Source organism: Pseudoxanthomonas sp., from assembly GCF_002863005.1.
GTDB lineage: Bacteria > Pseudomonadota > Gammaproteobacteria > Xanthomonadales > Xanthomonadaceae > Pseudoxanthomonas_A.
On record NZ_PKDG01000009.1, the window covers coordinates 67,518 to 79,633 of the forward strand.

Annotated in this window: 10 protein-coding genes and 1 riboswitch; of the genes, 7 read left to right on the forward strand and 3 right to left on the reverse strand. The window is 67.1% G+C overall.

All coding sequences use genetic code 11. The features are described from left to right. Positions 1–214: 214 nt before the first annotated feature. Positions 215–493 carry a BPSL0761 family protein gene (locus CYU89_RS02510; protein WP_296278642.1) on the reverse strand — a complete coding sequence of 93 codons (279 nt, stop codon included), beginning with the start codon at positions 491–493 and terminating at the stop codon, positions 215–217. Between the two features lie 364 nt (positions 494–857). Next, a riboswitch (cobalamin riboswitch) is annotated at positions 858–1,080 on the forward strand. Between the two features lie 272 nt (positions 1,081–1,352). Here CYU89_RS02510 and CYU89_RS02515 point away from each other — a divergent pair. From CYU89_RS02515 to purU, 6 genes are all read left to right on the forward strand, one after another. Further along, the gene (locus tag CYU89_RS02515; RefSeq protein ID WP_296278772.1) at positions 1,353–3,704 is read left to right on the forward strand and encodes a ribonucleoside-diphosphate reductase subunit alpha; all 2,352 of its coding nucleotides are present in this window, start codon (positions 1,353–1,355) and stop codon (positions 3,702–3,704) included. A gap of 231 nt (positions 3,705–3,935) precedes the next feature. Further along, complete coding sequence (locus CYU89_RS02520; RefSeq protein ID WP_296278643.1) at positions 3,936–4,955, forward strand: ribonucleotide-diphosphate reductase subunit beta; 1,020 nt, start codon at positions 3,936–3,938, stop codon at positions 4,953–4,955. A gap of 220 nt (positions 4,956–5,175) precedes the next feature. After that, complete coding sequence (locus CYU89_RS02525; protein WP_296278644.1) at positions 5,176–5,592, forward strand: acyl-CoA thioesterase; 417 nt, start codon at positions 5,176–5,178, stop codon at positions 5,590–5,592. An 80-nt stretch (positions 5,593–5,672) separates the two neighbouring features. Next, positions 5,673–6,938: a serine hydrolase domain-containing protein gene (locus CYU89_RS02530; RefSeq protein WP_296278645.1), complete on the forward strand. Its 1,266-nt coding sequence runs from the start codon at positions 5,673–5,675 to the stop codon at positions 6,936–6,938. A gap of 67 nt (positions 6,939–7,005) precedes the next feature. Next, positions 7,006–7,323, forward strand: a complete 318-nt coding sequence (locus CYU89_RS02535; RefSeq protein WP_296278646.1) for a hypothetical protein — start codon at positions 7,006–7,008, stop codon at positions 7,321–7,323. A 19-nt stretch (positions 7,324–7,342) separates the two neighbouring features. Beyond that, on the forward strand, positions 7,343–8,194 hold the full coding sequence (gene purU / locus CYU89_RS02540; RefSeq protein ID WP_296278647.1) for a formyltetrahydrofolate deformylase: 852 nt from the start codon (positions 7,343–7,345) through the stop codon (positions 8,192–8,194). A gap of 122 nt (positions 8,195–8,316) precedes the next feature. Here purU and CYU89_RS02545 read toward each other — a convergent pair whose 3' ends face one another. Further along, positions 8,317–9,654 carry an APC family permease gene (locus CYU89_RS02545; protein ID WP_296278648.1) on the reverse strand — a complete coding sequence of 446 codons (1,338 nt, stop codon included), beginning with the start codon at positions 9,652–9,654 and terminating at the stop codon, positions 8,317–8,319. A gap of 150 nt (positions 9,655–9,804) precedes the next feature. On the opposite strand from CYU89_RS02545, the gene CYU89_RS02550 reads away from it, so the two are divergent. Further along, complete coding sequence (locus CYU89_RS02550) at positions 9,805–11,115, forward strand: amidohydrolase (protein WP_296278649.1); 1,311 nt, start codon at positions 9,805–9,807, stop codon at positions 11,113–11,115. A 155-nt stretch (positions 11,116–11,270) separates the two neighbouring features. On the opposite strand, the gene CYU89_RS02555 is transcribed toward CYU89_RS02550, so the two are convergent. After that, positions 11,271–12,056 (reverse strand): TSUP family transporter, encoded by a 786-nt coding sequence (locus CYU89_RS02555; RefSeq protein ID WP_296278650.1) that lies wholly within the window; start codon positions 12,054–12,056, stop codon positions 11,271–11,273. Between the last annotated feature and the right edge of the window lie 60 nt (positions 12,057–12,116).

A 12,116-nucleotide genomic window follows, 5' to 3' on the forward strand; every position in this document is an offset into this window, starting at 1 on the left:
TTCTCCTTGAGGATGAGTTAGCACCTTTCTTCCATGGGCTCGATTGAGTGCACGCCGCATGACCAGGTGCGTAGTCTTTCTACCACCTGCCATTTTTGTGAAACTGTGACCTCGCCCGCTGCGTTCACCTTTATCACGCATGCCTACATTCGCTTACGTAATCAGGTGAAGTTGGAAGTGTCTCCGGAAGCAGACAACCGTTGGACTCGTCTGCTCACGCTTCAGGCCAGCCCAGTCTTGTTTGAAGCGTGAGCGGACGGTGGTCTCCGGCATCTTCCGCTTCGGTTTGCTCCAGTGGCGCGAGCATGGTGCGATGCCAGTTCTGCTTCATCGCATTAGCCATCAAGAAGACATCGTCTGTCGTGGGGAAGTGACGGGCTATGACCACGGCTCGCAGCCGTAAGGCCACGGGTAGCGTGCGATCGCGCGCGATATCGATCAAGAGTCCGCCGACCCACACGATCGCGCGGGTACGTTCACTGGGCATCGTCATATCTGGTCTGGAATGGATTATCCCCGACGACGGCCCCCGGCTCGCATTCCACGCCCGGAACACTCCCATTAGGGCAATTGGAGGGAGGACGATCATGGAAACCGTGACTGCTTGGCAAGCTGACAAGGCCGCGAGGTACCTTCAGACACTGTTCGCCGGCGCGGACGGGGGCTAGGCGGCTTCCGCGGCCGGTCGACCCCCGTACTGACACCATCTAGCAGGTGCTGACCCCGCGCCAGCTTCAGCTGACAGGATTAGGCTGGTGGGAGAGCCAGCGGGGAGACGGATCCAAATCGTGGAACCCGCATGGCAAGGCCGCCCCTTGTTCCACACAACATTTGGTGTTGACGCTTCTGTACACCCCCACTATCTTGTGGCCGTCGGTTCCGGTGGTCGCAAGCCACGGGATTAAAACGGGAAGCCGGTGACGCGTTCGCGCCACTCCGGCACTGCCCCGCAGCGGTAATTGGGAACGAACCCGCCACACAGCACTGAGGCCCCATGCCTCGGGAAGCGGCGGACGTAGGAAGAAGGCTCGCCCTTCGCGCCCATGAGTCCGAAGACCTGCCGACAGCCGCGCGATGCACACCGCGCGGTGCCGGCCGCGGAATCTCCGGGGGGAGAGGGCTGGCGAAGCAGGGCGCCCGCAGTCCGTCTGCGCGGTCGCGTCTCCTGCGACGCCGCTTCCCCACTGTGATCCTCCATCCGGCCTTGCGCAGCCCCGCGAGGGACGGGCCGCCGAGTGCACCACGCATGGAGGAATCTCGTGACCCAGACCGACAGCGCCGTCGCCGACGCCGGCACCACTCCGTCCCAGAAGGACGCGTTCTCGCTGACCCCGCCGCCCACCGCCACCGCGATGAGCGTGACCAAGCGCAACGGCGGCCGCGAGCCGGTGGACCTCAACAAGATCGTGCGCGCCGTACAGCGAAACTGCGAAGGCCTGCACGCCATCGATCCGATGCGCGTGGCCACGCGCACCATCTCCGGCCTGTACGACGGCGCCAGCACGCGCGAACTGGACGAACTGTCGATCCGCACCGCCGCGCTGCTGACCGGCGAAGAACCCGAATACAGCCGACTGGCCGCACGCCTGCTGGCCGCCTACATCGCCAAGGAAGTGACCGGCCAGGAGATCCATGCGTTCTCGCAGTCGGTCACCCGCGGCCACGAGGTCGGCCTGATCAACGACCGCCTGCTGAACTTCGTGCAGACCAATGCGCGCAAGCTCAACGACGCGCTGGACGCCTCGCTCGACCTGCACTTCGACTACTTCGGCCTGCGCACGCTGTACGACCGCTACCTGCTGCGCCACCCGCACACGCGCAAGGTCATCGAGACGCCGCAGCAGTTCTTCCTGCGCATCGCATGCGCGCTGAGCGAGGACGTGCCGGAAGCGCTGGCGCTGTACCGCCGCATGGGCAACCTGGACTACCTGCCCAGCTCGCCGACGCTGTTCAACAGCGGCACGACGCACGAGCAGCTGTCGTCGTGCTTCCTGCTGGACTCGCCGCAGGACACGCTGGAATCCATCTATGCCAAGTACGGCGACATCGCCCAGCTGAGCAAGTTCAGCGGCGGCATCGGCGTGAGCTACACCCGCGTGCGTTCGCGCGGCTCACTGATCAAGTCCACCAACGGCCACAGCAACGGTATCGTGCCGTGGCTGAAGACGCTGGATTCCTCGGTCGCGGCGGTCAACCAGGGCGGCAAGCGCAAGGGCGCGGCCTGCGTGTACCTGGAGACCTGGCACGCCGACATCGAGGACTTCCTGGAGCTGCGCGACAACACCGGCGACGAAGCGCGCCGCACCCACAACCTCAACCTGGCCAACTGGGTGCCGGACCTGTTCATGAAGCGCGTCGAGGCCGACCAGGAATGGTCGCTGTTCGATCCGCGCGTGGTGCCGGAGCTGACCGACCTGTACGGCGCCGCCTTCGAACTGGCGTACACGCAGGCGGAACTGCAGGGCAAAGCGGTCAAGACCATCCCGGCCCGCAAGTTGTACGGCCGGATGATGCGCACGCTGGCCGAGACAGGCAACGGCTGGATGACGTTCAAGGACAAGTGCAACGCAGCCAGCAACCAGACGCTGCGCGCGGGCAATGTCATCCACCTGTCGAACCTCTGCACCGAGATCCTCGAGGTCACCTCGGCGGAAGAGACGGCCGTGTGCAACCTGGGGTCGATCAACCTGGGGCGCCATTTCGATAGCGATCCCGATACCGGCCGCACCTGGTTCGATTTCGACAAGCTGGCCGAGACCGTGCGCCTGGCCGTTCGCCAGCTGGACCGCGTGATCGACCTGAACTTCTATCCGATCGAAACGGCGCGCCGCGGCAACCTGCGCTGGCGTCCGGTGGGCCTGGGCTGCATGGGCCTGCAGGACGTGTTCTTCAAGCTGCGCCTGCCGTTCGACAGCGCCGAGGCGCGCGCGCTGTCGGCGAAGATCGCCGAGACCATCTACTTCCATGCGCTGGAAACCTCGGTGGAGCTGGCGCAGGAACGCGGCCGCCATCCCTCGTTCGCCGACACCCGCGCGGCCAACGGCGAACTGCAGTTCGATGCCTGGAACATCAAGCCGGAGAATGCCGACCGCTGGGAGGCCCTGCGCGCGCGCATCAAGGAACACGGCCTGCGCAACTCGCTGCTGATCGCCATCGCGCCGACTGCCACCATCGCCTCGATCGCCGGCTGCTACGAATGCGTGGAGCCGCAGGTGTCCAACCTGTTCAAGCGTGAGACGCTGTCGGGCGATTTCCTGCAGGTCAACCGCTACCTGGTGGACGAGCTGAAGAAGCTGGGCCTGTGGACGCCGGAAACACGCGACGCGATCAAGCTGGCGGAAGGCTCCATCCAGGGCATCGCGCAGATCCCGGAAACGTTGCAGCAGGTCTACCGCACGGCGTGGGAACTGCCGATGCGCTCGCTGATCGACATGGCCGCCGACCGTGGCGCCTTCATCGACCAGTCGGCCTCGCTCAACCTGTTCATGGAAAGCCCGAACATCGGTGCGATGTCGTCGATGTACATGTACGCGTGGAAGCGGGGCATCAAGACCACCTACTACCTGCGCTCGCGCCCGGCCACCCGCATCGCCAAGACCACGGTCAGCAGCGCAGCGGTCACCGCGCCGCAGCGCGAGTACACGCCTACGGAGGCGATTGCGTGTTCGCTCGAGAACCCCGAAGCCTGCGAGGCCTGCCAGTAACCGCTCCCCCTGCGCCGGCTCCGGCCGACGACCCCTGGAACAGGAACACGGACGTTCCCGGCGCAAGGACGCGCCACCTTTCTTGATCGAGCCCCTCTCCCACCGGGAGAGGGGTTGGGGTGAGGGTACGGCGGCGTCACGACGTGTCGCCGCCGCTGCCTTCGCCGCACCCTCATCCGCCCTACGGGCACCTTCTCCCGGAGGGAGAAGGAACCAAGAGACCACCGCACCATGTCCGTACACCCCAAGCAGATGTTGCTAGACCCCGGTTTCGAACTGACGCTGCGCCCGATGCGCTACCCGCAGTTCTATGACATGTACCGCGACGCCATCAAGAACACGTGGACGGTGGAAGAGATCAACTTCCAGATCGACATCACCGACCTGCACTCGAAGATGACGCCGGCCGACCGCCACCTGATCCACCGGCTGGTCGCGTTCTTCGCCACCGGCGATTCCATCGTGTCGAACAACCTGGTGCTGAACCTGTACCAGCACCTCAACGCGCCCGAAGCCCGCATGTACCTGTCGCGGCAGCTCTACGAAGAAGCGCTGCACGTGCAGTTCTACCTGACCCTGCTGGACAACTACCTGCCCGACCCGTCGGAGCGCTTCAAGGCGTTTGCGGCGGTGGAGAACATCCCGGCGATCAAGAAGAAGGCCGACTTCTGCTTCAAGTGGATCGATTCGTTGCAGGACATGAAGCGGATCGAGACGCGCGACCAGCGCCGGCAGTTCCTGCTCAACCAGATCTGCTTCGCCGCGTGCATCGAAGGCCTGTTCTTCTTCGCCGCGTTCGCCTACGTGTACTACTTCCGCTCGCGCGGCCTGCTTCCCGGCCTGGCCAGCGGCACCAACTGGGTGTTCCGCGACGAGAGCTGCCACATGGAGTTCGCGTTCGAGTGCGTGCGCACCGTGCGCGAGGAAGAACCGGACCTGTTCGACGACGTCATGCAGCAGCAGGTCTACGACATGCTGGAAGAGGCGATCGAGTGCGAAGTGCAGTTCGCCGAGGACGTGCTGTCCGGCGGCGTGGCCGGCATCTCGACGCGCGACATGCGCCAGTACCTGCAGCACTGCGCGGACCAGCACTTCGCCAAGCTCGGCATGCCCAAGCGCTACGACGTGCGCAACCCGCTGCCCTTCATGGAGCTGCAGGACGTGCAGGAGCTGACCAACTTCTTCGAGCGCCGCGTGTCCGCCTACCAGCTGGGCGTGCAGGGCGAGGTCGGCTTCGACCACGCGTTCTAGCGCTGCCCCCGGTGTAGGAGCGACGTAAGTCGCGACCGCGGCAATGAAACGTCATGTAGCTGCGCCACCTTGGGATATCGACACCAGGCACCGCGCCGCAGGCGACCTCTCGAGCAACCCGGCCATTCGTTCATGCGGTCGCGACTTACGTCGCTCCTACACCAGCACAACATCCGGCGCGCTATGCTCCCACCGGGAGTACGCGAACCGGAGCACCACCATGACCGAACTGGCCAACGCCGAAGCGCGCCCGACCGAGGCGCGCCTGCTGCACATGGTCTTCCCCGACCACACCAATCACCTCGGCACGCTGTTCGGCGGCCAGGCGCTGGCATGGATGGACATGTCGGCCTTCATCGCCGCGTCGCGCTACGCGCGCACCACCGTGGTCACTGCGCGCTCGGAACAGGTGGACTTCAACCAGCCGATCCACAAGGGCGACCTGGTCGAAGTGGTGGCGCGCGTGGTGAAAGTCGGCCGCAGCTCGATGAACGTGGACGTGGAAGTCATCACCGAGAACCTGCTGACCGGCGAGCGGAAGCTGTGCACGCGTGGCCACTTCGTGATGATCGCGCTCGATCCGCTGGGGCGGCCGACACAGGCGCCGCCGCTGCCGCCCGCCATCGCGCAGGACTGACCGGGCCTGCGCACCCGATGCGCGGGGTTCCGTATCGTCGTTCGTCATCCTTGTGCATGTGCCCTCCACGTGCAGCCGACATGACGCCGTATACCGCCCCGTCCTCCCCGCAGCGTCGCCGCTGGCTGGCCACGTTGGCCTCTGCACCGCTCATCGCCGGCGCGTGGCCGCATCTCGCGACCGCCGCCGCCTGCGACGACGAGGCGAACTGGATCCCGCCCGATGCCTTCCTCGCCGACCTGCCGCGACTGATGCAGGCGCTGCGCGTGCCCGCCATCGGCATGGCCGTCGTGGAGCGGGGCGAGGTGGTATGGGCGCGCAACCTGGGCGTGACGAACGCGGAGACGCGGGCGCCGGTGGCAGGCGACACGCTGTTCGAGGACGCCTCGCTCAGCAAGCCGGTGTTCGCCTATCTGGTGCTGCAACTGGCCGACCAGGGCGTGATCGATCTCGATGCGCCGCTGGTGCACTATCGGCGGATGGACTACCTGGCCGATCACCCATGGGTGGACCTGGTCACCGCGCGCGACGTGCTGCGCCATTCCACCGGCATGCCGAACTGGCGCAAGGACCCGGCCCACGAGAAGCTCGCGCCGGCGGTGAAGCCCGGCACGCGCATCGACTATTCGGGCGAAGCGATCTTCTGGCTGCAGCTGGTCGTGGAGAAGCTCACGGGTGAGAGCCTGGACGACTCGATGCAGCGCCTGCTGTTCGGTCCCGCCGGCATGCGCGACAGCAGCTATACGTGGAGCAAGGAGATCGCCGCGCGTTCGGTCTACGGCCATCGCGCCGTCGAGGACGAGGAAAGCGGCATGCCGCCGCAGATGCTGCGCGACACCTGGAACGCGGCACAGACCGTCGCGGACCGCTGGGGCAAGCCGCTGTCCGCATGGCGTTACGAAGACGCAGAGCGCGCGTTGCCGGACGTGCAGGCCATCACGCCGAAGGGCCTGGTGAACTGGCCCGGCGACATCCTGGCCAATGCGGCCGCCAGCCTGCGCACCACGCCCACCGACTACGCGCGATTCATGGCGCTGATGGTGCGCGCGCCGCGCGCACCCTGGCAGATCGGTGAGGCCACGCGCCGCGCGATGTTGAGCAAGCAGATCGACGTGCCGGGCCGCTGGACCGGCAAGGGCCTGGGCTGGAATCTGGAAAGCACCCCGCGCGGCCCGGTGTTCTACCACTCGGGCAGCAACGGCGGCATCTTCAAGAATTTCGCCCTCGGCGATCTTGCCGGCGAGCGTGCGCTGGTTGCACTGACCAACGGCGGCAGCGGCAACGTGCTGTACCGGCGCGTGGTACGCGCCGCGACGGGACACGACCTGCTGGCGTTCGACCTGTAGGCATGGCCACTGCGGGCCTGTCCACAATGTGCTAAACAGCGATCCTCACTGCCCCGGAGACGCTGCCATGGCTTTCCCCCGTCCGTCCCTTCGTTGCTTCTGTCGCAGCCTCGGCATCGTTGCCGGTTCCCTGGCCTTGTCCGCCTGCGTCAGCACGCCCGGCCCGCAGGTCGCCGGCAACGGCAGCTGCCGCGATGCCTCGCTGGACTGGGCCGTGGGCCAACCGGCGGACGAAGCGACGCTGAAGCGCCTGTCGAGCGAGAGCGGCGCGGGTCTGGTCAACCCGATCGGCCCCACCACGGCCGTGAAGAAAGACACCCGCAACGACCGCCTGCGCGTTTACATCGACGCGCAGAACCGCATCACCGCCGCACGCTGCGAATGACCCCCGATCCGAACCCCGCATGCGCCGCGACCATATCCTGACCCTCTCCTGCCCGGACACCACCGGCATCGTCTATCGCGTGACCGGTCTCCTGTACGAGTCCGGCTGCAACATCCTGGACGCGCAACAGTTCGGCGACGACGAATCCGGGCGCTTCTTCCTGCGCGTGCATTTCGACGTGCCGGGCGCGACCGAGATCGATGTGCTGCACGAAGGCTTCGCGTCGCTCGCGGAAATCTTCAACATGGACTGGCAGCTCCACGACGCCAGTCGCAAGGCGCGACTGATGGTGCTGGTCAGCAAGCAGGGTCACTGCCTCAACGACCTGCTGTTCCGGGTGCACAGCCGGCAATTGCCGGTGGAGATCGCCTGCATCGCGTCCAACCACGCCGACTTCGCGCCGCTCGCCCAGTCGTACGGCGTCGCCTTCCACCACCTGCCGGTCTCCGCCGAACACCGCGAAGAGCAGGAGCACCGCATCATCGACCTGGTCGAGCGCGAACGGATCGACCTGGTCGTGCTGGCGCGCTACATGCAGATCCTCTCGCCGACGCTGTGCGATGCGCTGGCCGGACGGGCGATCAACATCCACCACAGCTTCCTGCCCAGCTTCAAGGGCGCCAAGCCGTACCACCAGGCGCACGCGCGCGGGGTCAAGATCATCGGCGCGACGGCGCACTACGTCACGCGCGACCTCGATGAAGGTCCGATCATCGAACAGGACGTGGCGCGCGTGGACCACGCGATGACGCCTAAGGAACTGGTGCGGATGGGCAGCGACATCGAATCGCTGGTGCTGGCTCGCGCGGTGCGCCGCCACGTGGAGCACCGCATCCTGTTGAACGGGCACCGGACGGTGGTGTTCCGCTAGGCTGCCCGGAGTAGGAATACCCGATGTGGGAGCGACGTAAGTCGCGAACTTTTGGTGCTACCAGAGGAAGAGCTCGCGACTTACGTCGCTCCCACAATCAGCCTTCCTGCCTCGTCTGGAACTCAGCTGCCCACGCGCCGCCGAAGCCCGACCAGCACCGCGTAGATCGCGGCCAACACCACCACCGCCACGCCGATCGCCGTCCACTCGCGCGTACTCAACGTGGTGAGGATGGCGACCATGCCAACCACCGCCAGCCCCGGCACCAGCGGACCGCCGCGCAACACGAACGGCGCACCACGCTCGCGCAGGTCGGTGCGCTGCGCCCGCCAGGCGGCCACGCAGACCATCACGTACACCAGGCAGACCGCGCCGCCGGAAATCAGCACCAGGGCTTCGAAGTTGCCGACCACTGCCAGCAGGCAGGCGATACCGGCATGCGTGGCCAGCGCCAGCAGCGGCACGCGATGGCTGGCGCTGACGCGACCGAAGGCCTGCGGCAGGTAACCATCACGCCCCAGCGCGAACAGCAGCCGGGACGACCCCAGCAGGTTGCCCAGCAGGAAGCCCGCCATCGAGATGCACGCGGTCACCAGCAGGGCGATGCGCGCCGGATCCCACAACCGGCCCGCGGCTTCGGCGATCGGCACGCTGCTGGTCGCGAGGGCCGGTCCCAGCACCCCTTGGCAGACGATCTGCAGGCCGAGGTACAGCAGCACCACCAGCAGGATGGCGCTCAATGCCGCGCGCGGTACGCTGCGCGAAGGGTCGCGTACTTCGCCGCCGGGAATCAGCGCCGTTTCCACGCCGGAGTACGCGAACACCACCATCACCATCGCCGCGCCCAGCGCGGTCCACGAGGGCACGTCGGCGAAGGCGAAGCTGACGTGCGAGGTATCGACGAAGGCCAGGCCAACGATCACCAGCAGGAACAGCGGCACCAGCTTCAACGTCGCCAACGTCATCACCGCGCGTGCACCCAGCTTCACGCCGAAGGCATTGAGCACATAGATCGCGGCGTAGACGCCCAGCAGCAGCAGCGCGCGCGGCAGGAGCGCGTCGAAGAGCGGCCACAGACTGGCGGCCTGCAGCGACAGCGCCGCGGCGACACCGGCACTGGAGGCCACGTTGCAGATCCACATCAGCGCGCCGGCCAGGAAGCCCGGCAGCGTGCCGAACACCGCGCTGACATAGGTGTAGGGCCCGCCCGTGGCGGAGGCGCGGCTGCCGATGGCGGCGAAGCACAGCGCCACCGGCACCATCACCACGGCACCGGCCAGCAACGCCAGCGGCGCGGCGGCGCCGACTTGCGCCGACAGCGCCGCAGGCATCTTGAAGATGCCGCCACCGACGATGATGTTGATGACGGCCGCGGCCAGCGCCAGGCTGCCCACCGCGCGCAACAGCGCGGCATCGCCCTGCAGCGGACGGGAAGAAGCGGGATCGGCGTCGCGGGTCATGGGCGGGGGCGCTCTCCAGTGGCCTGCGAGCCTGCCACGCGCGCGTGGCGAATGCGAGCCGCGCGCACGCATGCGCTCATGGTGATTCGCCATTGGACGCACGCGCCGCCCGGGCTAGCATCGTGCTCCCCGCCTGTCCCGGATGCCGCCATGCTTCGCGCCCATCGTTTGTTCGCCGCCGTGCTCGTCGCGACTGTCTCGCTGGCAGGCACGGACGCAGCGCAGGCACAGGACTCCACGGCGTTCGCGGCGCTGGAGCGTGCGCAGCCCCAGCTCGTGCAGTGGCGGCGCGACCTCCACCAGCATCCCGAACTCGGCGAACAGGAAACGCGCACCGCCAAGCGGGTCGCCGATCATCTGCGCTCGCTCGGCCTCACGGTGCGCACCGGCGTCGGCAAGACCGGCGTGGTCGCTGTGCTGAAGGGCGCGAAACCCGGCCCGCGCATCGCCCTGCGCGCCGACATGGACGCGCTGCCGGTGACCGAACAGACAGGCCTGCCCTTCGCGTCGAAGGTGAAAGCCGAATATCGTGGCCAGCCGGTCGGCGTGATGCATGCCTGCGGCCACGATGCGCACGTCGCGATCCTGATGGGCGTGGCGCAGGCGCTCGTCGCCGCGAAGGACGAACTCGCCGGCGAAGTGATGTTCGTGTTCCAGCCGGCGGAAGAGGGCCCGCCGGTCGCGGGCGCGGTGTTCGGCGCGGCGCTGATGCTGCAGGACGGCGTGTTCAAGGACTTCACCCCCGATGCCGTGTTCGGCCTGCACGTCTGGGCCGGCCTGCCGGTCGGCAGCGTGGGCTATCGCAGCGGGCCGCTGATGGCGGCGGCGGACGAGTGGTCGCTGGTGGTGAAGGGCAAGCAGACGCATGGCTCGCGGCCGTGGGATGGCGTGGACCCGATCACCCTGGGCGCGCAGATCCTGCTGGGCACGCAGAGCATGATCGCGCGGCAGGTGAACATCGCCACCAGCCCGGTGGTGCTGACCGCGGGCCAGTTCCAGGCCGGCGTGCGCTTCAACATCATTCCGGACGAAGCGACCCTGGTCGGCACGCTGCGCACCTTCGACCCGACCGTGCGCGAGGACGTGATCGCGCGTTTCCGTCGCATCGCCGACGACTACGCGCACGCCAGTGGCGGCAGCGCCGAACTGAAGGTCGCCAACAACGCGCCTGCCACCATCAACCAGCCTGCGCTCACCCAGCGCGTACGGCCGTCGCTGGAGAAGGCGGTGGGCGCGGCGAACGTGGTCGAGATGCCGTTGGTGACCGTGGCCGAAGACTTCTCGCAGTTCGCCAACACGGTACCCGGTTTCTACTTTTTCGTCGGCTCGACGTCGAAGGGGATCGATCCGGCTACCGCACCGATCAATCATTCGCCGCAGTTCCTGCTCGACGAACAGGCGCTGCAGACCGGCAGCCAGGCGATGCTGCAGGTGGCGCTGGATTACCTGCGCTCGCCTTGATGTCGCCCTCTCCCCGCCTGCGGGGAGAGGGTGCCGAAGGCGGGTGAGGGGCGACGAAGCCGCCGAGTGCGACATGCGCAGGCTGCAACCGAAGTATCGCGCTCGCCCCTCATCCGCCCTCCGGGCACCTTCTCCCCGCCGCGCGGGGAGAAGGGTTAGAACCCCGTCCACACCCGCAACGGATGCTGCGGATCCGCCAGCAGGCGGATCGCCAGCGCGATCGACACGGTGACCAGCAGCGGCTTGATGATCCGCGCACCCTGCTTCATCGCGAAGCGCGAGCCCAGCTGCGCACCAAGGAACTGGCCTGCGCCCATCAGCAGGCCGATCTTCCACAACACCGCGCCGTGCAGCAGGAACACGCCGAACGCGCCGAGGTTGGAGCCGAAGTTGAGGAACTTGGTGTGTGCAGTGGCCTTGAGGATGCCGAAGCCGGCCAGCGCGACGAAGCCCAGCATCAGGAACGAGCCGGTGCCCGGGCCGAACACGCCGTCGTAGAAGCCGATCGCCGGGACGAAGGTCAGCGCGAACACCTGCGGGCGCATGCGCTGGTGCCGGTCCACGTGACCGATGTCGGGCTTCATGCCGAAGTACACCGCGATGCCGACCAGCAGGAACGGCAGCGCCCACTTCAACCAATCCACCGGGATGATCGTGGCCAGCAATGCACCCCCGACGGCGCCGAGCCCCGCGGTCAGCACCATCGGCAGCTGGCCCTTGAGGTCGACGTGTCCATGGCGCGCGTAGGCCCAGCTCGCCGAGCCCGAGCCGAACAGCGACTGCAGCTTGTTCGTGCCCAGCACCTGCAGCGGCGGGATGCCGGCCAGCAGCATGGCGGGAATGGTGATCATGCCGCCGCCACCGGCGATGGCATCGATGAAACCTGCCAGCATCGCGGCGAGGAACAGCAGCAAGAGCACCTGCAGGGCGAGATCGGGCATGGTGGTTCCGGCGGGGAGCGGAGGCGTCGCCAGCCGTGATCGGCCACACGGAACGCCTGC

What these genes read in the sequence shown, in the direction of transcription:
- CYU89_RS02510 (WP_296278642.1), bottom strand. Translation starts at nt 493, where the DNA reads ATGACGATGCCCAGTGAACGTACCCGCGCGATCGTGTGGGTCGGCGGA.
- CYU89_RS02515 (WP_296278772.1), top strand. Translation starts at nt 1,353, where the DNA reads ATGAGCGTGACCAAGCGCAACGGCGGCCGCGAGCCGGTGGACCTCAAC.
- CYU89_RS02520 (WP_296278643.1), top strand. Translation starts at nt 3,936, where the DNA reads ATGTCCGTACACCCCAAGCAGATGTTGCTAGACCCCGGTTTCGAACTG.
- CYU89_RS02525 (WP_296278644.1), top strand. Translation starts at nt 5,176, where the DNA reads ATGACCGAACTGGCCAACGCCGAAGCGCGCCCGACCGAGGCGCGCCTG.
- CYU89_RS02530 (WP_296278645.1), top strand. Translation starts at nt 5,673, where the DNA reads ATGACGCCGTATACCGCCCCGTCCTCCCCGCAGCGTCGCCGCTGGCTG.
- CYU89_RS02535 (WP_296278646.1), top strand. Translation starts at nt 7,006, where the DNA reads ATGGCTTTCCCCCGTCCGTCCCTTCGTTGCTTCTGTCGCAGCCTCGGC.
- purU (WP_296278647.1), top strand. Translation starts at nt 7,343, where the DNA reads ATGCGCCGCGACCATATCCTGACCCTCTCCTGCCCGGACACCACCGGC.
- CYU89_RS02545 (WP_296278648.1), bottom strand. Translation starts at nt 9,654, where the DNA reads ATGACCCGCGACGCCGATCCCGCTTCTTCCCGTCCGCTGCAGGGCGAT.
- CYU89_RS02550 (WP_296278649.1), top strand. Translation starts at nt 9,805, where the DNA reads ATGCTTCGCGCCCATCGTTTGTTCGCCGCCGTGCTCGTCGCGACTGTC.
- CYU89_RS02555 (WP_296278650.1), bottom strand. Translation starts at nt 12,056, where the DNA reads ATGCCCGATCTCGCCCTGCAGGTGCTCTTGCTGCTGTTCCTCGCCGCG.